This is a genomic window from Mycobacterium sp. NS-7484 (assembly GCF_001953975.1).
GTDB lineage: Bacteria > Actinomycetota > Actinomycetes > Mycobacteriales > Mycobacteriaceae > Mycobacterium.
In genome coordinates this window covers 14,313-38,158 of sequence record NZ_MBEJ01000121.1, presented here as the reverse complement: position 1 = coordinate 38,158, position 23,846 = coordinate 14,313, and the positions used below count along the sequence as shown (strand labels likewise).

17 protein-coding genes and 1 riboswitch are annotated in these 23,846 nt (G+C 67.4%); of the genes, 4 read left to right on the top strand and 13 right to left on the bottom strand.

The window, feature by feature from the left end:
- The first annotated feature begins 135 nt into the window (after nt 1-135).
- Entirely contained in the window at nt 136-2,082 is a 1,947-nt protein-coding gene (locus A5733_RS21640; RefSeq protein WP_083666369.1) for a cytochrome c oxidase assembly protein, read from the top strand.
- 13 nt (nt 2,083-2,095) lie between these two features.
- On the opposite strand, the gene A5733_RS21635 is transcribed toward A5733_RS21640, so the two are convergent.
- Nucleotides 2,096-4,384 carry a cation-translocating P-type ATPase gene (locus A5733_RS21635; RefSeq protein WP_076241617.1) on the bottom strand — a complete coding sequence of 763 codons (2,289 nt, stop codon included), beginning with the start codon at nt 4,382-4,384 and terminating at the stop codon, nt 2,096-2,098.
- Between the two features lie 97 nt (nt 4,385-4,481).
- On the opposite strand from A5733_RS21635, the gene sigC reads away from it, so the two are divergent.
- Nucleotides 4,482-5,036 (top strand): RNA polymerase sigma factor SigC, encoded by a 555-nt coding sequence (gene sigC / locus A5733_RS21630; RefSeq protein ID WP_076241652.1) that lies wholly within the window; start codon nt 4,482-4,484, stop codon nt 5,034-5,036.
- Here the strand turns inward: sigC and A5733_RS21625 are convergent.
- From A5733_RS21625 to A5733_RS21590, 8 genes are all read right to left on the bottom strand, one after another.
- On the bottom strand, nt 5,033-6,496 hold the full coding sequence (locus A5733_RS21625; RefSeq protein WP_076241616.1) for a PepSY domain-containing protein: 1,464 nt from the start codon (nt 6,494-6,496) through the stop codon (nt 5,033-5,035). The two genes, sigC and A5733_RS21625, sit on opposite strands and share 4 nt — an antisense overlap.
- Before the next feature lie 71 nt (nt 6,497-6,567).
- Nucleotides 6,568-6,903 (bottom strand): heavy-metal-associated domain-containing protein, encoded by a 336-nt coding sequence (locus tag A5733_RS21620; protein WP_233152757.1) that lies wholly within the window; start codon nt 6,901-6,903, stop codon nt 6,568-6,570.
- Nucleotides 6,904-6,912: 9 nt separating this feature from the next.
- Nucleotides 6,913-11,094, bottom strand: a complete 4,182-nt coding sequence (locus A5733_RS21615; protein ID WP_076241614.1) for an AMP-binding protein — start codon at nt 11,092-11,094, stop codon at nt 6,913-6,915.
- The gene (locus A5733_RS21610) at nt 11,091-11,315 is read right to left on the bottom strand and encodes an acyl carrier protein (protein WP_076241651.1); all 225 of its coding nucleotides are present in this window, start codon (nt 11,313-11,315) and stop codon (nt 11,091-11,093) included. The genes A5733_RS21615 and A5733_RS21610 overlap by 4 nt, the downstream gene beginning before the upstream one ends.
- A gap of 7 nt (nt 11,316-11,322) precedes the next feature.
- Nucleotides 11,323-12,903, bottom strand: coding sequence for a fatty acid--CoA ligase FadD10 (fadD10, locus tag A5733_RS21605; RefSeq protein WP_076241613.1), 1,581 nt, complete (start codon nt 12,901-12,903; stop codon nt 11,323-11,325).
- A 21-nt stretch (nt 12,904-12,924) separates the two neighbouring features.
- On the bottom strand, nt 12,925-13,479 hold the full coding sequence (locus tag A5733_RS21600) for an FcoT family thioesterase (RefSeq protein WP_076241612.1): 555 nt from the start codon (nt 13,477-13,479) through the stop codon (nt 12,925-12,927).
- Nucleotides 13,480-13,481: 2 nt separating this feature from the next.
- Nucleotides 13,482-14,351, bottom strand: coding sequence for a TauD/TfdA family dioxygenase (locus A5733_RS21595; RefSeq protein WP_076241611.1), 870 nt, complete (start codon nt 14,349-14,351; stop codon nt 13,482-13,484).
- A 67-nt stretch (nt 14,352-14,418) separates the two neighbouring features.
- Nucleotides 14,419-15,888 carry a PPE domain-containing protein gene (locus A5733_RS21590; protein WP_076241610.1) on the bottom strand — a complete coding sequence of 490 codons (1,470 nt, stop codon included), beginning with the start codon at nt 15,886-15,888 and terminating at the stop codon, nt 14,419-14,421.
- A 166-nt stretch (nt 15,889-16,054) separates the two neighbouring features.
- On the opposite strand from A5733_RS21590, the gene A5733_RS21585 reads away from it, so the two are divergent.
- Complete coding sequence (locus A5733_RS21585) at nt 16,055-16,864, top strand: class I SAM-dependent methyltransferase (RefSeq protein ID WP_076241609.1); 810 nt, start codon at nt 16,055-16,057, stop codon at nt 16,862-16,864.
- A 54-nt stretch (nt 16,865-16,918) separates the two neighbouring features.
- Here A5733_RS21585 and metE read toward each other — a convergent pair whose 3' ends face one another.
- The gene (gene metE, locus A5733_RS21580) at nt 16,919-19,195 is read right to left on the bottom strand and encodes a 5-methyltetrahydropteroyltriglutamate--homocysteine S-methyltransferase (RefSeq protein WP_076241608.1); all 2,277 of its coding nucleotides are present in this window, start codon (nt 19,193-19,195) and stop codon (nt 16,919-16,921) included.
- A 141-nt stretch (nt 19,196-19,336) separates the two neighbouring features.
- Nucleotides 19,337-19,533: riboswitch (cobalamin riboswitch) on the bottom strand.
- A 97-nt stretch (nt 19,534-19,630) separates the two neighbouring features.
- Here metE and A5733_RS21575 point away from each other — a divergent pair.
- Complete coding sequence (locus tag A5733_RS21575; protein WP_076241607.1) at nt 19,631-20,383, top strand: enoyl-CoA hydratase; 753 nt, start codon at nt 19,631-19,633, stop codon at nt 20,381-20,383.
- Nucleotides 20,384-20,386: 3 nt separating this feature from the next.
- On the opposite strand, the gene A5733_RS21570 is transcribed toward A5733_RS21575, so the two are convergent.
- The 3 genes from A5733_RS21570 to pdhA are packed head-to-tail and all read right to left on the bottom strand — an operon-like array spanning nt 20,387 to nt 23,779.
- The gene (locus A5733_RS21570; RefSeq protein WP_076241606.1) at nt 20,387-21,589 is read right to left on the bottom strand and encodes a dihydrolipoamide acetyltransferase family protein; all 1,203 of its coding nucleotides are present in this window, start codon (nt 21,587-21,589) and stop codon (nt 20,387-20,389) included.
- The gene (locus A5733_RS21565; protein WP_076241605.1) at nt 21,586-22,644 is read right to left on the bottom strand and encodes an alpha-ketoacid dehydrogenase subunit beta; all 1,059 of its coding nucleotides are present in this window, start codon (nt 22,642-22,644) and stop codon (nt 21,586-21,588) included. The genes A5733_RS21570 and A5733_RS21565 overlap by 4 nt, the downstream gene beginning before the upstream one ends.
- A gap of 31 nt (nt 22,645-22,675) precedes the next feature.
- Nucleotides 22,676-23,779: a pyruvate dehydrogenase (acetyl-transferring) E1 component subunit alpha gene (gene pdhA, locus A5733_RS21560; protein ID WP_076241604.1), complete on the bottom strand. Its 1,104-nt coding sequence runs from the start codon at nt 23,777-23,779 to the stop codon at nt 22,676-22,678.
- Nucleotides 23,780-23,846 lie beyond the last annotated feature (67 nt).

Genomic DNA, 23,846 nt, shown 5'->3' with positions numbered 1-23,846 from the left:
GGTGTGGCCCGTCCTGGAGTTGGTCGGTGCCGGGGTCGCGAAAGTTCCCGCACCGGCCGGCGCTACGACATGTTGTCGTAGACTTTCTGGGCCGCGATGTTTCGATCGTTTCCGCGGCGAAAGGCCGGTTCGACAATGGCGCGTGAGGCAACACCCGGTGCGGGGTGGGCACGGGTGACGCTGTGTGGCGCCGTTCTCGTTTGCGCCGCAGCGCTGTTCATGTGCGCATTGCAGTTGGGGGCGCAACGCCTGGCCGCCGCGGGGATCGCCGATCCCGGTGCGGCCACCAACGCGGCGCGGTTGCTCGGCCACTGGACCGCTTCCCTGGCCGCCGCCGTCTGCCTGGGCGCGCTGGTGTGGATCGTGACGACGGCAACGCCTCGCGACGACGGACGAATCGACGCATCGTCGTTTCCGGTACATCTACTCGTCGAACGCGTCGCCATCGTCTGGGCCTGCGTCGGCACCGCCATGGTGGTGATCTGCGCGGCTGCGGATTCGGGGATCCCCGTCGGCCGGCTTGTCGCCGGTCCAGGTCTCGGCAGCGCCATCGCCGCCTCAGAAGCGGCGCGCGGATGGTGTGTGGCCGCCCTGTGTGCCATCGCGCTGGCCGTCGGGGTGCGGTTCACGCTGCGCTGGATGGGCCACTGTGTGGCGTTGTTGCCGGCCGTCATCGGCGTGATCGCCGTTCCGGTGACCGGCAATGCCGGGCAGGGGCCGGACCATGACCTCGCCACCAGTGCCGTGATCGTGTTCGCCGTGACGGTCGCGGTGTGGGCCGGGACGAAGATCGTCTCCGCCGGACTGCGGGATGACGCGCGTCACCGCCGGATTCCCTTGCTGCAACTGGCCTGCGGGACGATCACGATCATCTACGGCGCGCTTCTGGCGACACTGATGTTGGGCGGATCGTCGCTGCTGGCATCCGGTTACGGGTGGGCCGTGCTCGTCGCCGGCGCATTGTCGGTGCTGGTTTGCCTGGGCGACGGCGTGGCGGTATGGACCGGGCGTTCCCCGTCGCGGTGGGTCGACACGGTGTCTGCGGCCGTGATGATCGTCGTAGCCGCCGCGGTGGCGCTCGCCGCCAACAGCGTCCCGCCCCGGTTCACCACCCACGAATTCACCACGTGGGACATCTTCTTGGGCTACCAACTCGACACGCCCCCAAGTGCGCTCAGCCTGATCACCGAGTGGCGATTCGATCCGCTGATCGGCACGGCGGCCATCGTGCTCGCGCTGGGCTATCTGATCGCGGCGGTGCGGCTGCGTCGTCGCGGGGATCAGTGGCCGGTGGGCCGCACGATCGCCTGGACGCTGGGCTGCATGGCGCTGCTGATCACCACGAGTTCCGGCGTGCGCGCCTACGGATCGGCGATGTTCAGCGTCCACATGGGTGAACACATGGCGCTGAACATGTTCATCCCGGTGCTTCTGGTGCTCGGCGCGCCGGTCACCCTCGCACTTCGCGTACTGCCGACGGCGCCGAACGATCAGACGCCGGGTCCGCGCGAGTGGCTGATGTGGTTCCTGCATTCACCGGTGACGCGGTTCCTGTCGCATCCGGTGACGGCATTCGTCTTGTTCGTCGGGTCGCTGTATCTCGTCTACTTCACCCCTCTGTTCGACACCTTGATCCGGTACCACTGGGGCCACGAGTTCATGAGCGTGCACTTCCTGTTGACCGGTTACCTGTACTACTGGGGGATCATCGGCATCGACCCCGGGCCACGGCGGCTCCCGTTCCTCGGGCGGCTGGGCCTGCTGTTCGCGGTGATGCCGTTCCATGCGTTTTTCGGTATCGCCACCATGACGATGAGTTCGGCGTTGGGTGAGGGCTTCTACCGATCCGTCGATCTGCCCTGGCTGCAGAGCATCACGGACGATCAGCACCTGGGCGGTGCGATCGCGTGGGGCTCAAGCGAGTTGCCGGTGGTCATCGTGGTGGTGGCCCTGGTGGCGCAGTGGGCGCGTCAAGACCGCCGCATGGGCACGCGTCAGGATCGCCACAGCGACCGCGGATACGACGACGATCTCGACGCGTACAACGCGATGTTGCAGGAACTTTCGCGCACCCGGCGCTGAGGGCGAGTGCGCGTCAGCGGGATTCGTCGTCGGGCTCACCGAACATGTTGGCCGTGACGGTGCCGTAGTTGCGCAACCGCAGGCTGTTCGACACAACCAGGAACGACGACACCGCCATTGCCGCACCGGCGATCAACGGGTTGAGCAGGCCGGCCGCGGCGATCGGGATTGCGGCGATGTTGTAGCCGAAAGCCCAGATCATGTTGACCCGGATGGTGCGCATCGTCGCCCGGGCCAGGCCCAATGCCTGAGGTACCGAATCGAGGTTGTCGCGGACGAGGATGATGTCGGCTGCCCCGATGGCCACATCGGTGCCGCGGCCGATGGCCAGGCCGAGGTCGGCACACGCCAACGCCGGACCGTCGTTGATGCCGTCGCCGACCATCGCCACCACGCGGCCCTTGTCGCGCAGCCTGTCGATCGCGCCGACCTTGTCCTCGGGGAGCACCTCGGCGACGACGTCGTCGATGCCCACCGCCGCGCCGATCGCCGCAGCGGTGGCCGCGTTGTCACCGGTCAACAGCATGGTTTTCATGCCCTCGGCATGCAGTTGTGCGATGGCTCCGGCCGCGGAGTCCTTGACGGCGTCGGCGACGCAGATCGCCGCGCACACGGTATCGCCGCAGGCGACGAATACGACTGTCTGGCCTTGCGATTCACCGGTCCGACGGGCTGCGGCGAGGTTCGCCGGCACCACCCGGTCACGGGTCACCCAGGCTGGACGCCCGACCACCACGGCGACACCGCCCACCGAACCGGTCACCCCGTGGCCGGCGAACGCCTGAAAATCCGCCACCTCGGCGATCTCACGGCCGGCGCGGGCGCTGACGATCGCATGCGCGACAGGATGTTCGGACGCCGATTCGACGGCTGCCGCACGGGCGAGGACGTCGTCGGAGTCCCATCCCTCGGTCACGACGATGCTGATGACCTGCGGCTGTCCGGTGGTCAAGGTGCCGGTCTTGTCGAACACCACGGTGTCGACGGCCCGGATCGCCTCCAGCGCACGATGGCCTTTGAGGAAGATGCCCAGCTGCGCGCCGCGCCCAGAGGCCACCATCATCGCGGTCGGCGTCGCCAGACCCAGCGCGCACGGGCAGGCGATCACCAGCACGGCAAGGGCGGCCGACACTGCCCGGTTCACGTCGCCGTCGACCAACAGCCAGCCCGCCGCGGTGACCGCGGCGATCATCAGCACACACGGCACGAACACCGCGGAGATGCGGTCTGCCAACCGCTGCGCGTCGGCCTTCTGCGCCTGCGCCTGTTCAACCAGTCGAACCATTCCGGCGAACCGGGTGTCCGGCCCGACCGCGGCCGCCTCGACGACCAACCGGCCATCGAGGACCACGGTGCCGCCCACGACGCTCGAACCTTCGTGGGTCTGGACCGGTTTCGACTCTCCGGTCATCGCGCTGACGTCGACGGCGGCCGCCCCGCCGACCACCAGGCCGTCGGCCGCGATGGCTTCACCGGGACGCACGACGAATCGCTGCCCCTCCTTGAGTTCGTCTGCGGGCAAGACCAGTTCGCTGCCGTCGGCGAGCAGTACCGTCACCGATTTGGCGCCGAGTGCTGCCAGCGCCCGCAGTGCGCCCCCGGCCCGCGAGCGGGCCCGGGCCTCGAAGTAACGGCCGGCGAGGACGAAAACGGTGACGCCGGCGGCCACTTCGAGATAGATGGCATCGCTGCCGAGCAGTGCCTGCCAGACGCCCCCCGCGTGGTAGGTCTCGTGGTCGAAGAAGATCGTGTACATGGACCAGACGGTGGCCGCGGTGACACCGATGGAGATCAAGGTCTCCATGGTCGAGGTGCCGTGCCGGGCGTTGCGCAGCGCGCTGCGGTGGAACGGCCAGGCGGCCCACGTGACGATCGGTGCGGCCAGCGCCGTCAGTACCCACTGCCACCCGGTGAAACGGGTATCGGGCACGACGGCAAACATCACCGACAGATCGGCGAGGGGGATGAACAGCACGGCGGCCACGGCGAGGCGGCGGAGCAGGCTGCGGGCGTGGTCGGCGTCGGGGTCGACGTCCGTCGTGGCGGTCTCGGTGCGGGGAGCGGCCTGGTAGCCGGCCCGCTCGATGACCGCACACAGTTCGTCGACTCCGACGTCCGGCGAGGCTTCGACGGTGGCGACACGTGTGGCGAAGTTCACCGAGGCGCGGACGCCGTCGATCTTGTTGAGTTTGTTCTCCACGCGGGCAGCGCAGGCCCCGCACGACATCCCGGTGACATCGAGCGCAATGCGCTGGGCCACCTCGTTGTCGAGGGCAGTTGCTGTTGTCACGACCACTCCCATTGCTCACCACCACGCCGGTGGCACATACCTCGCCGTCTGATTGGTCGTCGCGGCCCGATGCGAAGTTCCCGGGCGTCATCGAATAGTGTCGATCGTCGTGACTACCGAATACGGCGAGGACCACGTTACGCGGCTGGCCCTGGCCGCCGGACGCGGCGATTCGGAGGCCCTCGAGCAGTTCATTCGGTCCACGCAGCGCGACGTCTGGCGAACTGTCGCCTACCTCGGCGATGCCGGGTCAGCTGACGACCTGACCCAAGAGACGTTCATCCGCGCGATGTCCGCGCTCCCCCGGTTCGGTGGCCGCTCGTCCGCACGGACGTGGCTGCTGTCGATCGCGCGGCGCGTGGTGGTCGATCAGATCCGGCACAAGCAGAGCCGTCCTCGGACCCAGCACGGGGTGGACGTCGAGCAGGTTCTCGACAGCTACCGCCCGGTGGGTGGGTTCGAGCGGATGGTGGAGATCCGCATGTTGGTGGACGGGCTCGATCCCGACCGGCGGCATGCGCTGCTGCTGACGCAGGTGCTCGGCCTGTCCTACGCGGAGGCCGCCGAGGTGTGCGGTTGCCCGGTGGGCACCATCCGGTCCCGCGTGGCACGTGCCCGCGAAGACCTGATCGCCGCGGCCGAGCGGGACGACCGGACCGGCTAAACCGATCGATCCTGGCGGCGGTGCTGCCGCCATCCGATCACGGCGTCGACGGCGACGAACGCCACCAGGCTCAGCCCCAGCAGCGGCACGAACCAGCCGATGGCGGCCGCTGCGAACACGACGACCACCGCGGCGCCCGGCGGTAAACCGGTGAGCACTCCGCGGCGCGGTGCGGCACCGACGGGCCGTGTGCCGGCCGTCGGGCGGCGCTGCCACCACAGCAGGTATCCGCGCACGATCACAGTGACCAGCGCGACGGCCAGCGCCAGTAACAGCAGTTGGTTGGCCAGGCCGAACAGCAGCCCCATGTGCAGCTGGATGCCCCATGCCGAGAGCTTGGCGGCCACCGGCCAGTCGGCGAACCACGAAGTGTCGGTGATCTTTCCGGATGCTCCGTCGACGGCCACCGCATTGTTCGACATCACCCACGGTTGCCGGGTCTGCGCGACGGTGAACGCCGTATCGGTCGTGGCCGGAATACCGACCTCGACCTTGCCGTCCACGCCGGCCTCGCGCGCGGCGTCGAGCACCCGGTCGATGTCCGCGACGCGCGCAGCGCCCCCGTGGCCGCCGGTGGTCACCGGTTCGCTGTGATGACCGTCGTGGCCGGACATCACAGCGTTCGTCGGGCCGGTGAGCGCGGTCGACACCGACGGTGTCGTCCACGACAACGCGCTGCGCAGGGCTGTGATGTTGTCGCCGGCGAACCGCGACCACGTCAGTCCGGTCGCCGACAGGAATAGCAGACCCACAGCGATCCAGATCCCCACCGCCCCATGCCAGTTCAGCGTCCGCAGCCGGCCGGGGCCCGAGCGGTCGGGCACCAGCAATCTGGCTTCTGGGTCGCCGCGGTGCTTCATGCGCCGGTATCTGCCCCACAGGAACAGCCCGGCCAACGCGATCAGCCACAGCCACGACGCGGCGAGTTCGCTGTACCACCGGCCCGGCTCACCCAGGTGCAGACTGCGGTGCAACTGGTCAATCCAGGTGCGCAGCGGCAGCGCACCGCTGCTGCCGTAGACCGTGAGTTCGCCGTGCGAGGCGCCGGTCACCGGATCGATGAACACGGCATGCCGTTCGGACTCCGCCAGCGATGGGTCGTCGAACATCACCCGCGTCGTCTCCCCGGCGCCGGTGGCCGGCCGGACCGCGGTGACCGGCAGGTCGGGTCGCTCGGCTTGCGCGGAACGCACCTGCGCGGAGACCGGCAGCATGGTTCCGCCGGTCGCGGTTCGCAAATGATCGCGATAGACGAACTGCTCGAGGCTGGGTGCCACGGCGTACAGGCCGCCGCTGAGGGCAGCGATCAGCAGGAACGAACCGACGAAGATTCCGGCGTAGAAGTGCAGGCGCAGCAGGAACGCGCGATACGGTGCCGCACCCCCGCCTCGTCGGGCGGGCGCCCCCGGCAACGGGAGGTTCGCGCTGTCATCTGTCACTGTCGACGGGATCTCGCCCATGGCTCCTCGGTGGTCGAACGGTCCTCGTCAAGAATGGTCGTTCACACCACGGGGTCAGTTCCCGCCAGTTGTCAGACGCCCAGATGCCCGAAGCTCAGCCGGCGCAGCACCCTGACCGCCGTCGAGGACGGTTTGTGCGGCACCTCGGCCGCCGAGTCACCGGTGCGCTCCGCGGCGTGGTACCCGGCCTCCTCCACCGCGGCACAGAGATCCGCGACGCTGACGTCGTGGCGGGCATCGACCGTGGCGATCTTGGTGGCGATGTCGACCGACGCCTGCACGCCATCGATCTTGTTGAGCTTGTTCTGCACGCGGCGCGAGCACGCCCCGCAGGACATGCCCGTCACGTCGAGCAGAACGCGTCGGGTCCCCGATGCCTGGCCACTGTGCGCTGCTGCCTGTGTCACTGCCGTTCCTCACTGTCTGGCGACGTTCTGCTCATTGGTCGTCGTGCCGCCGCATACAGTTCCGGTGATGCCGAGATTCGTGAGCAGATCCGGCATGGGCGGTGCCGTCGCATCGAGTTCACCGACGGATTCGATGCCCAGCGGCATCACCGGGAACCCGGCGAGGTACTCCGAGTAGGTGCGACCACCGAGTGTCATGCCCAGGCTGAACCAGGCGTCGATCACCGACCAGCCACGTGGATTCGCCCTGGCCCAATCACTTTCGTCGAGACGCCGTTTCCACTCGTGCGCGTCGAGTTGCTCGCGCGCCACCACACCGAGCACTTCGCGATACGGCACCGCCTGCCCCCGCACCACATCGATGCCGCGTCCCAACCGGTCCGGACCGCCGAACTCCGGCAACCGTCGCAGGATGCTCTCGGCCGCCGCGCGGCCGGTGGTCACCTCCTCGGTCACCTCGACCGACGGATAGGCCTGCACAGCGCGGCAGGCGTCGATGACGGACACCAGGATGTCGGTGGATCCTCGGATCTGGTCTGGGACGGCCAGCACCCGCGGCAGGCGCACGATCGTGAAGTCCAGGTCCGCAGGTGATCCGGCCACCGCCAGTTCGGCGAGCGCCTTCGATGCGGCGTACGGGTACGGGGCCTGGCGTGGATCGACTACCCGTGGTGCGTGAACCTCGGCATTGACCACAGATGTCGACAGGTGAGCCAGCCGAGCGCCGGAGGCAAGGCACTGCTGCACCATGCCCGACGCCAATTCCACGTTGGCGGACCGGAGTTCGCGGTACGGCACCACCACGTTGGTGCTGCCGATGCAGTTGATCACCGTCGTGGCCGCGGTCCGGCGCATCAACGCCGCCAACTCGGCCGCCCCGAACCCGGCGGTCAACGGCTCGATACGGACACCCGGCGCGGCGCGAAGCTCCGACCAGATACCGTCCGACGGAACCGATCTCATGGCCAGGATCACGTCCGGTCGCGCCCGCCCGGAGGCGGCCTCCTCCCGAATCTTCTCGGCGAACCCGGTACCCAGAATTCCGGATCCGCCGATCACCAGGATCGCGGGCACCCCACGCCGTCGCGCGCGTCCCCGGGGCACCGCGTCCCTGCTGCGCGGAGCTGTCACCACGGCGAAGTCATGGTCGATCTCGGCGGCGGTGGCGGAGTCCATCCAGGTGTGGGCCATCGCTGCGTCGGCCACCAGGTTCAGCGCGGTGTCGGCACCGATGAGATCCAGGATCGAGATCGGCCGGCCGAGAAGCCGGCGCGTCTCGGGCAGGATCCGGACGAGGTCCAGTGAGCCGACACCCTCCTGCAGCAGCGACGCGTCGGGCGTGATCGGCCGCCCGAGCATCCGGCTCCAGAGGTTGGCCAGATGCGTTGCCTGGTCTTGGGATTCGATGTCGACGGGTTCGTCGGGTGGGGTCTCGCCCGATGCCCGCAACGCTGCGGTGTCGACCTTTCCGTTCGGTGTCCGGGGAATGCGTGCGACGCGTGTCACGAAGAACGACGGAACGCGGGCATCCATCAGGATGCTCTTGATCCGTGCCGCCGTCGCGGTGGCCAGGTCTCCGGCGTCGGTCTGACCGGTGGTGAACCACACTCCCAGCCCACCGTCGCGCAGTCCGACGGCCACATCGACGATGGCGGGGTCCGCCGCCACGCGTCGGGTGATCTCGGCGGTGTCGACCCGCTTGCCCGCAACCTTCACGAGCGCGTCCTTACGGCCGGCGAACACTGGATAACCGTTGTCGTCGACAGTAACCCGGTCGGCCGTCGCGAAGGCGCGCCGTCGCACTCCGTCGGCCAACGTGACCGAACCGAAACTCGCACTGTCCGCGCCGAGGTAACCATCGGCCACCATCTGCCCCAGCACTATCACTTCACCGAATGCGACCACCACCGTGTCCGCCACGATCGGACACCCCAGCCGCAGGCGTCCACCCGGTTCGACCACGCGTCCGCCGTCGATGATCGGCAGGTATGTCACCACCACCGTGGCTTCTGTCGGGCCGTAGCTCGACACCAGGGATACATCCGCGGCGGCAACGGCTTTGAGCCATTTGTCGACGGCGGCGGGGCGGATGGGCTCACCCCCGATCACGATCTGGCGTAGTCGCGATCGGGCAACGGCCGCCGTGGCGTCAGGATCGTCACACCACAGATGCCACATCGCGGTCGGTAGGTCGACGACCGTCGCCCCGCTGGTCACCAGATCGTGGGCAAGCGCCTGCAGGTCACCGGCTTTGACCGCGGCCGAGCGAATCAGGGTGGCTCCGCTGAGCGTCGCGCCGAAGATCTCCTCGACGCTGATGTCCGATGTCAGCGGGGCGCATTGAAGGACGATGTCGCCCGGCGCCCAGCCATAGGCGCGGACCTGTGCTGCGCAGAACGCGGCCAGCGAGGAGTGGCTGACCTTCACGAGTTTCGGCTGCCCGGTCGATCCCGAGGTCGGCATCACATAGGCGGTCCTCATGGCCAGAAGCGGATCGGCGGCCACGTCAACGACACGGGCATCCGCCCGCTGCTGGTGTTCCGCGTCGAGGGATGAAACTTCCCGCCGGGCAAGGTCGACGATGTGAGTGGTGATGCCGGCGTGTTCGCTGATTCGCTCAGCCCGCGAAACCACGTGCTCTGCGCTGTCACAGACGCTGAAGCCACAGCCGGCCAGGTGGCACGCGATCATGAGGTCGATTGCCGTGTCTGTGTCGTCATCGGTGAACACCACCACGTCACCCGGCACGGCATCGATGTGCAGCAGCCAGGCGATCCACGGGTCGACACCCGGTCGACGCCGACGGCATTCGGCGGCAAGCTCATCGCGAAGCACGAACCATGCGGGTCCGGCGGGGCCGTCGTCGGGCGGCTGCGCCGTCGACAGCGCCCCGTTCTCGCCGATCCCGCACCATTCGTCGACGATCATCGCGAACGGCGAATGCCACATCGCGGCCATCGATTTCAGTGCTGTTGCAATCCGGTGCACCGCGGTGGTGGCGTGCCCGGGTTGCGTGTCAGCTCGGTTCCAGAGTTCGAGGGTGAGGGTGCGCTGACGCTCGTCGAGGACGGCCGCCACCGCCATCCCCTCGACCGGACCGATTTCGGTGGTCACCGGCACGTCGGACAGCAACGGCCGCAGTTCGGGTGCACACGGCCGGCGCAGGAAGTTCAGCGTCACCGTCTCCACGGAGGTTGTGCGGTGTGTCGCCAGATACATTCGGCGGTACTGCTCTTCGCGTAGCCACCGGCGTCGGCCGGCTGCGACGTAGCCACGATCCACGGTTCGCACCACGTCGGCCACCGACGCGTACGACGGGAACCGGACGGGTTGCGCGATCGAGTTGACCAGGCACGTCGCGACGTCGAGGTCCGGCTCACCAAAGCGGTTGTCCACCGCGTGCACCAGCAGGGCCTCGGTTGTCTGCCGGGCACTTGCCTGCGCGGCGACGGCCGCCGCGGCCACCAGTACGTTGAGCGGCACGCTTTCCCGGTCGGCCAGGACCGCCAACTCGTCGTACTCGGCACCGGCGAGCGTCACGGACGCCATACGAATCCCTTTGGCCGCCACGGTGACACCGTGCACCGAGCTGCCCAATGCGGTGTCGTCGCCGAGTTCCCTGAACGCAGAGGTGGTGAGCCGGTCACGTGTTCCGTCGATGCGGCACCCTTCGCGGTGATGTGCCGCAGCCACCGCCGCCAAGCCTCCACTGCAGATGTCGAGGCCGCCGCCGCCGAGCGCGCGTCCGAGGTCGGCTTCGATGATCCCGATCGCGCCACCGTCGAGCAGGATGTGGTGCGCACGGACGTCAAGCCCATGTACCAGACCGGTATCGTCGACGTCGACGCGGTAGCGCACCAGGGGCTGGTCGAGAATTCCGGAGGACCACAGCCGATCCGACCCTTCGTCGCGGGTCACGTACACGAGGTCATCCACCGCGAGCCGTGGCACGAATTCCGGATAGCCGCCGGTACCCGACGGCGGTACCAACACGCACAGCTGGATCGGGTGAGCCAGGATCGTGTTCTGCAGCGAAGCGAAAAATTTCGCCTGCGGGATCGGGTGGAATCGGTAACGCCGGCCGATCAGGTACAGATCCGGGTCGGCATCCTGCAGGACACCGGTGTAGATGTTCTGCTGTGCCCTGCTCAACGGGATGCGCCGTACCTCCACGCCTTCCGAGCGGCTCACCGCCTTCGCTCCAACTCCCCGACCCAGCCGCTGATCGTCAGATGCTCGGCCAGCCGCCGTGGGACCTCAGACTCCCGGTCGATGCCAAGGTGTTTCATCAGCAGCACAAACCGCACCGAGTCGAGCCCGAGGTCTCGCAGGTCGGTGTCGTCACCGTCACTGAGATCTGTTTCGTCGACGTACAGCACCTCGGCGAGCGCAGCGAGGATGCGACCCCGCACGAGGAGTTCAGCCACACGTGGCCGCCGCGCTGTCATCGGCCGCTGCCGCCAGCGATGTTCGGATGATCTTGCCGGACGCGGTCCGCGGGATCTCCTGCACCGCAACAATCGTCGACGGTCTCGCCATCGGCTCGCACTCCTGCCGAAACCGCGCCGCGATGGCCTGTTTGAGCTTCCTGACGCCGGCCTCGTCGAGGTCCGTGTCCGGGACGACGGCCAGGCCCACCAATGCGCCGAACTCGTCGTCGGGGATCTCGTAGCTGGCGGCGGCATTGACCCCGGCGACGGCCTCGGCGATCCGATCGACCTCGTCGGGGGCGATGTTCACGCCTCCCGAGATGATCATCTCCGAGGACCGTCCCTTGATGAAGAAGAAGCCGTCCTCACCACGGTCGAGAATGTCTCCGGTGTTCACCCAGCCGTCGACAAGCACCTCGGCCGTCCGGTCGGAGTTGTTCCAGTACCCGAGCATGTTCGCCGGCGACTTGATCCACAGCGTGCCGGAGGATGCTGACACGGTGCCGGACCGGGTGGGTGGACCGCTGCCGTCGGAATCCAGATGGACGTGTACGCCGGGATAGGGTCGCCCGACGGCACCGGCCTCGATCCGCCCGATCGACCCGGGCTCGGTGGGCAGGCACAGTGCGGTACAACCGGTTTCACTGAGCCCGTAGACTTGCGCAGTCCGTGCTCCGGCATCCTCGACGAATCGGACATCGGCGGCAATCGCCCGGGACCCGCCGTACCCGATCATCCGGAGGGACGGCGGCACCGGGGTGCCCGTCGACCGCAGTTCGGCCACCAACCGGGTCAGCAGGGTGGGGACCAGACACGTGGTCGCGACCGCGTTGGCGGAGAGGATCTCCAGGAGCGACGGGGTGTTCTCGCCCCCGGTGATGCACAACCCGCCCTGCATCAGACAGTTCAGGATCCACCACAGTCCACCGATATGCGTGGCCGGCAACGGGGAATAGGTGGTCTCACCAGCCACCCAGTCGACCCAGTTCAACTGCTCGCGTCGCAGAATGTCGGCAACGGAGTAGAAGGTGCGGTGAGGCAACAGCACGGCCTTCGGGGTACCGGTCGTGCCGCTGGTGAAGATCATCGCCAGCGGATCGTCACCGCTCAGATCCTCGGTGCCGAGCTTCGGGCCTGTGCCGCCGCGCGCAGCCGCGCCGGTGGCGAGATCGACATCGAACGCGGGAATCGACCGTAGCGACCCCGAGAGACCCGAGGCATCGAGCCGGCTCCCGCGGTCGATGAGAACCGCGGCGGGCGTGGTGATCTCGGCGAAGCGATCGAGGGTGGCCGGCGGCAGCGCACTGTCCACCATGACCGCGATGGCGCCCATGCGCGCACAGGCCAGTACCGACAGGTATGTCTCCGGACCATTGTCGGAAAGGACGAACACCCGGTCCCCGCGGGTGATACCGCGGTATGCCAGAACCTGTGCCCATGCGTCGATTCCGGCGACGAGGTCTCGATACGTGACTGCACTGCTGCCGTCGCAGCGGCGCAAGGCGACCGTCTCGGGGCGCTGCCGTGCCTGCTCACGGATGCGTTCGGTCACCGTGGTGGGGTGTTCCATGACCAATGCCACTTTCGGATGTCAGGGGATGTTGAGGGCCGCCAGTTCGACCTCGCCGGATGCCGCGCCGCCGTCCTCGTCCCAAAATCCGACCGCACACGCGATCTTGAGATAGCGGATGGTTCGATCGACGACCTCGAAGTCGTTGCACAACAGCCGTGCCGAGAACTTCTGCGATCGGATCGGCCGCTTGAAGCGTGAGGCTGTGGACTTGATCAACATGCTGGGGAGTTGATAGTTGAAGTAGTCCTCGATCGACCAGCCCCGGAATTCCGGTATCTGCTCGTTGAGAATTGCCGGTGCGAATGCACTGTAGGCGAGCTGGTTGAAACACAACACCCATTCGGCGGCGTTGAAGTGTCCGGTGTCGCGGATGTACGCGGGCTCTTTGATGCTGAAGTTGCCGATGGCGAACACCGAGGTCGCGGTGGCCTCGTACTCCGCGTCGAGCAGATAGCGACATCCCTTGTAGGAATAGGGTTCGAGCACTTTGACCAGTAGCTCTTCGGGGATCGGGGCCGTGCGGGTGAACGCGGTTTCACCCGATGCGACAGGTAACGTCTCGGCGGTGCTCATGGTCATACTCCATATCCGGGTGTCGTGAGGCCATCCAGCATGGTCAGCCGATGGGTGGTCAAAGTGCCTGCGGTGCTGCCGTGTTTGGCCCGATGCATCAGAACCCGGTTGTCCCACAACACGACATCACCGACTTCGTAGTGCTGGGTATGGATGAATGGTGAGGTGAACCCGGGATCGAGTTGTCCGGTGGCCGTCATCAACTCGTGCAATACGGAGGGGTCCAGGACAGTCCCCTGGGCATCCTCGATCTTCGTGGTCCCCGAGGCGCAGATGTAGAGGATTTCCTGACCGGTCTTCGGGTGTCTGATCACCGTCGGCCATGTGATCGGCGGCGTCGTCTTCGTGATCTCGTCCCAGACCTCACCGATCGGCTTGTAGACATCGTGCGGGCGAATCTTGATGTGGCGCCGCGGATCATGTGTGGCGAATGTGCCGCGCACGGGTCGACGGGCCGACTCGGGAAGGGACTCCCAAACCTTGTTGAGGTCGATGAAGTACGTCCCGCGATCGGTTCCCGGCACGGCCAGCGGCACCACCATGGAAAATGCGAACGGTTCGGGCATGAACATGTAGTCGATGTGCCAGAACGCGCCGGTCCTGGGGACGCCATGACCTTCCTCCGTCGAGGAGACGAAGATCTCCGGATGGTCCTGGTGGTGATAGATCGGCTCGTAGTACGTGACGACGTCGCCGACGATACGGCCGAGTTCGAGGAACTCTTCCGGCGTCGGGTGAACATCTTTCAGAACGACCAACTTGTTCTGATAGACGATCTCGCGGATTTCGTCGGTCGTGACGGTGTCGAGGTTCTTGGGGTCGATTCCCGTGACCTGCGCCCCGAGCCCCTCCCCTTTGACGTTCAGCGTCATTCCTTCTCCTCGTCGGCCACACAGCGTGGTGCTCGATTGGTCGCGTGAAACCCGGTGAGAGTTCCCGCTATTCGCAAGGCTTGTCCGGTAGCCCGGGCCAGGTGGCCGGAACCATCGGCACGACGGTCCCACCGGTGTCCGCCTCATGCCGGACCAACCCCGCGGCCCGGGTCCGCGTCGCGGCCGGAAGGGTCCCGGCGAAGCCGATGTCTGTCGTGCCCTGCGCGCCGGCCGTCGGTCGGTCATCCCGAATCCGACCGTGAGCTTCACCGATCGGCTCTTCGGCACCGGTGGCATCGAGAAACTCGTAGCGGTGAGCGCGTGCCGGTTCCCGTCTGCGGCCCGGTTGCCTTCTGCGGCGGCGGCCGACGTCCGAGAGTCGCGCCGCAGTGATGGCTGCAACCGTATCAGCCATGTTTCCACGGGTTTTCGAGCCGGATTTCGGTCCGACTGCCACTGCCGGCGGGTCGAGGCCGGGCACCGCATAACTCACCGCCGGAGCAGCCGCCGAACCACCAGCCCCGGCTGTGGTGGGCGGGCCCGCCGGGGAAGCGGCGGACCCTGCCACGCCCACAGAGATCCCCGACGGCACCATCACCGCCGGCGAATCGAGACGTGTGCCGCCGGGCTGAGCACCGTCGATCCCTGCAGAGACCGGCAGCGATCCGACCGGTGGCACCGGCTTCGGGATGAAGGCCAGGGCGCTCAATGCACTCAGGGCACTGAGAGCGGGGGCCAAGAACGGCAGGAGCAGCAGGGAGTATGAGGCGTAGTAGGGGTACCAGAGCATGTCGTACAACACCAGCGCGATAGCGGCGAGAATGGCGGCTTCGGCCGGGTTGAACCCCAACTGTCCGAAGAGCTGTTGGAAGGTCTCCAGTAATTGTTGGGGGTTGCCGGCACCCGAGATCAACTGGGAGATCAGCTGCCAGAGGTCGTTGGGCGGCCCGCCTGGTGGCGATGACCCCGAACTGTGCTCGCCACCCGCGTCACCTCCCGGTGCCAGGATCGACGGGGCCGGTTGGGCCGACGGCACTGCCGAGTACGCGCTGGTCGCCACCGCCTCATAGGTCGTCATCACCTCTGCGGCCTGCAGCCACATCCGCACGTAGTCGGCCTCGTTGACGGCAATCGGGATCGTGTTGACGCCGAAGAAGTTCGTCATCACGAGCACACCGTGGGCGACATGGTTCGCTGCAAGTTCGGCCGGGGTGGGCATGGCCGCCAGCGCAGCGCTGTACGCGGCCGCGACAGTGCCGTGCTGTGCGGCGGTGACGGCGGTGTCGGCCGAGGACTGCTCCAGCCAGGCCAGATACGGGCCATGAGCCGCCACGTACTGCGCCGCACTCGGCCCTTCCCAGCTACTGGCTTGGACCCCCGCCAGTATCTGCGTGAGTTCGGCTGCCGCGGCACTGTATTGAGCGCTCAACGACTCCCACTCGGCAGCCGCTGCGAGCAACGATCCGGGCCCCGGACCCGCGGTCAACAAGGCCGAGTGCACCTCCGGGGGCGTGGCGAACCACAGCGGTGCGCTCACCTCATCGCCTCCTCGCCAAGCCTCGGACCGATGCGCGAGCGGACGCGCATTCGCGTTGTCTTTCAGCTAGTCGAGCAGCCTCGCCGAAAAGTTCCCGCGGTAACGGAGATGACCGGGAGATGACCGGTCAACCGGGGCAAGCTCTTCCGGCGGGTACGGTCGTCGCGTGCCAGTCATCGACGCCCGTCATCTCACCGCGGTATCAGAAACCGCACTCCTGACGCTTCATCAGCGGGCCACCGAAGCCGCCCGCGCCGACGGTGTCATCGACGACCCGATGGCGATCGCGCTGCGCGACAGCCTCGGGTACGACTATCACCACTTCGGCCGGACGCACCAGGCCACCGCGCTGCGGGCGTCGGCCTTCGATACTGTCTGCCGTCAGTACCTGACGGCGCACCGCCGTGCCACGGTGGTAGCGCTGGCCGAGGGATTGCAGACCAGCTTCTGGCGCGTGGACAACGGTGAATTAAACTGGCTGTCAGTCGATCTGGAGCCGATCGTCCAACTGCGTCAGGCACTGCTCCCGGCGTCTGACCGGCTTCGCCACCTGGCCCAGTCGGTGCTCGATCACTCGTGGATGGATCATGTCGAAGCCACCCACGGCGTACTCGTCACCGCCGAGGGGCTGTTCCAGTACCTACCGCGCGATGAAGTGTTCAGCCTCATCGCGGCCTGCGCCACGCGGTTTCCCGGAGGCCGGTTGGTCTTCGACAGCGTGCCGCGATACCTGAGTTGGTACTCGCAATGGCACGGCATCAGGCTGACCAAGCACTACACCGCACCACCGATGCCGTTCTCGTTCACTGCCGAGCAGTACGGCGAGCTTCGGGCCCTTCCCGGCGTCTGCGCGGTATACGAGGCGCCGATGCCTGCGGGCCGCGGAAAGATACTTTCGCGCGCAGGAGCATTCGTCTACCGATCCCCTCGGCTGCAGCGGTTCCGGGCACCCAACAACGTCATCGAGTTCGGGTGACGGCCTGCCGATCAGGCTCTGACGCCCGAACGCAGGCCGTCACCGGCTGATCGGCTACCCGGCCCGGACCTGGGCCGCCGCAGCGACCAGATGCTTGAGCGACTCGAACACCTCATCGGTGCTACGAGTCTTCAACCCACAGTCGGGGTTGACCCAGAGCCGCTCGGCGGGAACAGCTTTGAGTGCCTCGCGCAGCGAGGTGACGATTTCCTGCTCACCGGGTACCCGTGGTGAGTGGATGTCGTAGACGCCCGGGCCGACGCTGTTGGAGAAGCCGGCCGCATTGAGGTCGCCCAGTACCTCCATGTGCGATCGGGCCGCCTCGATCGACGTCACGTCGGCATCCAGCTCCGCGATCGCCCCGATCACCTCACCGAACTCCGAGTAGCACAGGTGCGTGTGGATCTGCGTGGAGTCGGCGACACCCGAGGTCGACAACCGGAACGCCGCCACCGCCCAGTTAAGGTAGGCCGGTTTGTCCGCGGACCGCAGCGGCAGGAGTTCGCGCAGTGCCGGCTCATCGACCTGGATGATCGCGATCCCGGCCGCCTGCAGATCGGCCGTCTCGTCACGGATGGCCAGCGCAACCTGAAAAGCCGTGTCGGCCAACGGCTGATCGTCCCGGACGAACGACCACGCCAGGATGGTCACCGGGCCGGTCAGCATGCCCTTGACCGGCTTGGTGGTCAAGGACTGCGCGTAGGTGATCCATTCGACGGTCATCGGATCGGGCCGGGCCACATCGCCATACAGGATCGGCGGACGCACACACCGGCTGCCGTAGGACTGTACCCAGCCGTTCTGCGTGGCGAAGAAACCGTCGAGTTGCTCGGCGAAGTACTGGACCATGTCATTGCGCTCAGGCTCACCGTGGACCAGTACGTCGAGACCCAGCTGCTCCTGAAGCCGAATCACCTCGGCGATCTCGGCCCTCATCCGCCGCTCGTAGGACGCGGCGTCGATCTTGCCCGATCGAAGCTCCGCACGGGCGACCCGGATCGCCGAGGTCTGCGGATAGGAACCGATGGTGGTGGTGGGCAGCGCCGGCAGCTTGAGCCGGTCCTGCTGAGCCGCGCGGCGCTGCGCGGCGGGCCCACGCGTGGTCCCGGACGCCACGATCGTCGAGATGCGGGAGCGCACTTGGGCGTTGTGGAGGCGAGGATCCGCCTGGCGCGACGCGATGGCCGCGTCGGATGCAGCGATTTCGGCTGCGACGGCGTCGCGACCATTGTTGAACCCACGCGCCAGCGCCACCACCTCGCCGACCTTCTCGAACCCGAAGGCCAGCCGGCTGCGCAACTCCGCGTCGAGGTCGTCCTCGGCGTCGAGGGTGTAGGGCACGTGCAGTGTCGAGCACGACGTGGACACCGCGATCGCCGCTGCGGCGTCGCGCAATCCGACCAGCGTGTCGAGTGCGGCCTGCAGATCGGTGCGCCAGACGTTGCGACCATCGACCACACCGGCGACCAGCAGCTTGTCGGCCAACTCGCTCACCGCGGTGACGGCGGCGGAGTTCCCGGCCACCAGGTCAATTCCGATCGCCTCGACCGCGGTACGGGCCAGTGCAGGCAGCGCATCTGCCAGTGCACCGAAGTAGGTGGCCACGAACAGTGCGGGCCGCTCGGTCAGCCCACCGAGCCTGGAGTACGTCTGCTCGGCGAGCTCGGCGGCATTCTCGAGAAGGTCGGTCACCAGTACCGGTTCGTCGAACTGAACCCACTCAACACCCGTGGCGGCCATCATCCCCAGCAGTTCGGCGTAGACGCCGACGAGCTCGTCGAGTCGAGTAATCGGCGTGTCCGCACCGTCAACGGCCTTCGACAGCGCCAGGAAAGTGATCGGTCCGACGATCACCGGGCGGGCCGGAACCCCTTGGGCTCGCGCTTCTTTCAGCTCACCGAAAACCTTGGCCGGGTTGAGCCGGAACGTGGTGTCCGGCCCGATCTCGGGGACGATGTAGTGGTAGTTGGTGTCGAACCACTTGGTCATCTCGAGCGGAGCGATCTCGTCGTTCCCGCGGGCCGCGGCGAAATACCGGTCCAGGTCGTCGGTGACACCGGCTACCCGCGCGGGCAGCGCACCGACCATCACCGCGGTGTCGAGCATCTGGTCGTAGTAGGAGAACGTGTTGACCGGCACCGAGTCCAGCCCGGCCGCCAGCAGCGACTCCCAGGTGTCGCGGCGCAAATCGGCCGCGACGCTCTCCAGTTCGCTGCGGTCGATGCGGCCGGCCCAGTACTTTTCGACGGCGCGTTTGAGTTCGCGGTTCGGGCCGATCCGAGGTGAGCCGAGGGTGGTGGCGGTGAAAGGTACTGCAACGGTGGTGCTCATGACGTGGTCCTCATGGCGTGTCCTTCGAGGTGCAGACGGGAATGGCCACCGCCAGGGGACACCGCACCGAACACAGCCGCCCACCACGAGCGCACCGCTTCGGCCACTGCCCATTCCGCGAGGCGATGAACCACCGAACGCGGCGCGCCCGGTACGGCTGGCAGGTCTTCGGACTCACAGGCACGCACGAAAATCGTGCACCTACTGGCCGTCGCTTCCCAGCCCGTCGGGCCAGTGCTGATGACGGTGGTCGTTCCTGCATACCGCTGCGGGACAGTCCCGGATTCTCACCGGGTTCCCTCTCACGTCGCACCCGTACCGGCATGCGGCGCTCGATGTCGCCCCAGCCGAAGCCGGACCGACAAACCAACTGCGTCGCCCACGATACCCGCGTGACTCTCGCGGTCACGAACACGCCGGGTTTAGGCTGAGCCCGTGCCGGATTCAGTGTTGGTCAGCGTCGACGATCACGTCGCCGTCATCACCGTCAACGACCCCGATCGCCGCAATGCGGTGACCTTCGAGATGTCGGCGGCCCTGCGCGCCGCGGTCGAGGCCGCCGAGGCCGACCCCGATGTCCATGCGGTGATCGTGACCGGGGCGGGCAAGGCGTTCTGCGCCGGCGCCGACCTCACGGCGCTCGGCGCTGCCACCGAAGACGGTCTGCGCAAGATCTATGACGGGTTTCTGGCGGTCGCCAACTGCACGTTGCCGACGATCGCCGCAGTCAACGGCGCCGCGGTGGGCGCAGGGCTGAACCTGGCCCTGGCCGCCGACGTGCGCATCGCCGGCCCCGCGGCCCTGTTCGATCCGCGGTTCCAGAAACTGGGCATCCATCCCGGTGGTGGCGCCACGTGGATGTTGCAACGGGGCGTCGGCCCGCAGGTGGCACGGGCCGCGCTGCTGTTCGGAATGCGGTTCGACGCCGAATCTGCGGTACGCCACGGGTTGGCACTGTCGATCGCCGAGGATCCGGTGGACGCGGCCCGCATGCTCGCGGCGGGCCCGGCCGGTGCGCCGCGCGACGTGGTCATCGCGACCAAGGCCTCGATGCGGGCCACCGCCAACCCTGGAGTGGTCGACCTCGACCAGCATCGCATCGCCGTCGACACCGAACTGGGCCCACAGGCCCGCTCCATCGAATCTCCTGAGTTCGCCGAGCGTTTGGCTGCCGCCAAGCGCCGATAGCCGCTACAGGTCCAACAGCGCCAACTCAGGCGCCTCGATGAGTGAGCGCAGATCGCCCAGGAAGGCCGCCGCCTGCGCCCCGTCGACGATTCGGTGGTCGAATACGCACGTCAGGGACATGGTGGGGCGGGCCACCACGGCATCGTCGATCACGACCGGGCGCGCCTTGATCGACCCCATGCCGAGGATCGCCGCCTCCGGATAGTTGATCACCGGGACACCGTCGTCGATGCCGAGCGCACCGAAGTTCGACACCGTGAATGTCGAGCCGGACAACTCGGCCGGGCTCAGCGTGCCGGCCCGGGCCGCGTCGACAAGGCGAGCAACCACACCGGCCAACTGCCGGGTGGTCATCGTCTGCGCGTCCCGCACCACCGGAACCAGCAAGCCGCGCGGCGCCGCCACCCCGAAGCCCAGGTGCACGGCCGGATGTCGGTGGATCTGGGGACCGTCACTGGTCACCAGCCAGGTGGAGTTCAACAGCGGATGCCGTTCGAGTGCCGACACCAGCAGCCGCAGCACCAACACGAACGGTGTCACCGCGAGTTCACTGTCGGCCGCCGCGATCCGCTCCCGCAGCCGCAGCAGCGCGGTGCAGTCGACGTCGACGCGGGCATGGGCGTCGGGAATCTCCTGGTGCGACAAGGACATCCGCCGCGCCATCACCGCCTGCACGCCGCCGACGTCGAGGACCTCCGAACTGCTCGCGGCGGCCAGCACATCGTCGCGGGTGACGATGCCCTCGGGCCCGGAACCCGGCGTCAGGGCATCGAGGTCCACGTGCAGTTCCGCGGCCAGTTTGCGGACCGGTGGTTTGGCGCGCGCGCGGCCGCGCAGACTGTCGGTCGTCGGCCGACGTCTGCTGGCGTCCATGGTGTCGTCGGTGCCGTAACCGACCAGCACCGACTTTCGAGGTGCTGCACCGCTTTTCACCGCTTCAGTGGGCGCTTCGGCCGGTTCGGCCGGTTCCTCTGTGGCGATCCGCGCCAACAGTGATCCGACCGTCAGCGTGTCACCGGCCGCGCCGCCGAGTTCGAGTACCTGGCCGGCGAACGGACTGGGAATCTCCACCTCGGCCTTGTTGGTCTCGACGGTGCACAGCGTCTGATTGAGCTCGACGGAGTCCCCTACCCCGACACTCCAACTGGTGATGGTGGCATCCTGCAGTCCCTCACCGAGATCTGGGACCAGGAACTCCCGGTTCACGGTTGCCCCATCGCACGCTCGACACAGTCGAGTAGCCGATCAACGCCGGGCAGCCACACCTTCTCGAGACGAGCGGGCGGATACGGCGTGTCGAATCCGGTGGCCCGCAACACCGGTGCTTCCAAGTCGTAGAAACACTCTTCGGAGATGCGGGCGGCCAGTTCCGCACCGAACCCCAGGGTGCGGGGCCCTTCGTGCATCACCACTGCACGGCCGGTGCGTCGCACGGACGCCGCGACAGTGTCGAAGTCCAGCGGGTTGAGCGAGCGCAGGTCGACGACTTCCAGGTCCCAGGCCCGTTCGGCGGCCAGGTCGGCCGCATTGAGCGCGGTTGCCACCAACCCGCCGTAGGTGATCACGGTGACATCGGTTCCGGTGCGGCGCACCGCGGCCCGGCCGATCGGCGGGGCTGGGGTACTGGTGTCGACGGGTTCGCGGGCCCAATAGCGCCGCTTGGGCTCCAGGAAGATCACCGGATCCCGACTACTGATCGAATAGCGCAGCAGCCAGTACGCATCTGACGCGCCGGACGGGACGACCACCTTAAGCCCGGCTGTGTGCAGCCAGTAGGACTCGGTGGATTCCGAATGGTGTTCGACCGCACCGATGCCGCCGAAGGATGGAATCCGCACCGTCACACCCATGTCGACGTCACCGTGGGTACGCATCCGGTACTTCGCCAGGTGGCTGGCGATCTGGTCGAAGGCCGGATAGCTGAAGCCGTCGAACTGGATCTCGGGTACCGGGGTGAAGCCGCGGATCGCCAGACCGACGGCCACGCCGATGATCGCCGATTCGGCCAGCGGAGTGTCGAAACACCGTCCTTCGCCGAACGTTTCGGACAAACCCTCGGTGACACGGAAAACCCCGCCCAGAGTCGCGACGTCCTGGCCGAAGACCAGCACACGTTCGTCGGCGGCCATCGCGTCATGCAACGCCCGGTTGATGGCGGCGACCATGGTCAGCTCGGTGGCCGGTGTCATGGGTTTCAGCACGGGCGCCCACGGCTCCGGCGAATCACCCTGGGACGCAGGCCGATCGATGATCTGAGTCATTTTGCTCCTCGCGTCCGCACCGTCATTTTGCTCACGCCTCCTTCGCCAGTTCCGCCGACAACGCATCACGTTGGCGGGCCAGATCAGGGGTGATCTCGGCATACACGGAGTCGAAAAGCTCGGTCGGATCGGCGTCGGGCGCCCCGACGATGGTGTCACGCAACTCGCTACACAACCGGCGGGCCCGCGCGGCGACGCGTTGCTCCAGCCGCTCGTCGAGCACGCCGAGGGTGTGCAGGTACATGCGATACCGGGCGATCGGGTCGCGACGTAGCCACTCCTCGACCTCGTCGGCCGCCCGGTAACGAGTCGGGTCGTCGGACGTGGTGTGCGGACCCATCCGGTAGGTGATCGCCTCGATGAGCGTCGGGCCGCCACCGGCGCGGGCGCGTTCGGCGGCTTCGGCCATCACCGCGTAACAGGCCAGGACATCGTTGCCGTCGACGCGAATGCCGGGCATGCCGTAGCCGATCGCGCGGTGTGCGATCGAGGGCCCGGCCTGCTGCTTGTGCACCGGCACCGAGATCGCCCACTGGTTGTTCTGGACGAAGAACACACACGGCGCGGCGAACACCGCGGCCAGGTTCAGCGCCTCGTGCGCGTCGCCCTCGCTGGTGGCGCCGTCACCGAGGAACGCCACGGTCACGGAATCCTCGTCGAGGCGTTGGGCCGCCATGGCCGCACCCACCGCGTGGAGGCCGTGGGTGCCGATCGGGATCGAGATCGGCGCGACGCACTTAGCGGTGAAATCCTGCCCGCCGTGCCACTTGCCCCGCCACACCGTGCCCATCTGGGCCGGGGTGATGCCGCGCAGTAGAAACGCGCCGATCTCCCGGTACTGCGGGAACAACCAGTCAGTTTTGCGCAGGCAGGCCGTCGCGCCGACCTGCGCGGCCTCCTGACCTCGACACGAGGCGTACAGCGCCAGCTCACCCTGACGCTGCAGGTTGACGAACTCGGTGTCCAGTTCACGGGTGACGACCATGGACTCGTAGAGCCAGCCCAACGTCTCGTCGGGCAGATCGCGGCGGTACCGCGTCTCATCGGTGGGTGATCCGTCGGCATCGACCAGACGCACCGGATCGAGATCGACGCTCGGTACCTCGGTAACCGGCGCCGCATATGACTCAGCCATACCGCCTCCTTCTCGGGTGGCGGCATGTTGCGCCGCCAGTCCATGAGGTGCTCAGCGCAGCGGCGGC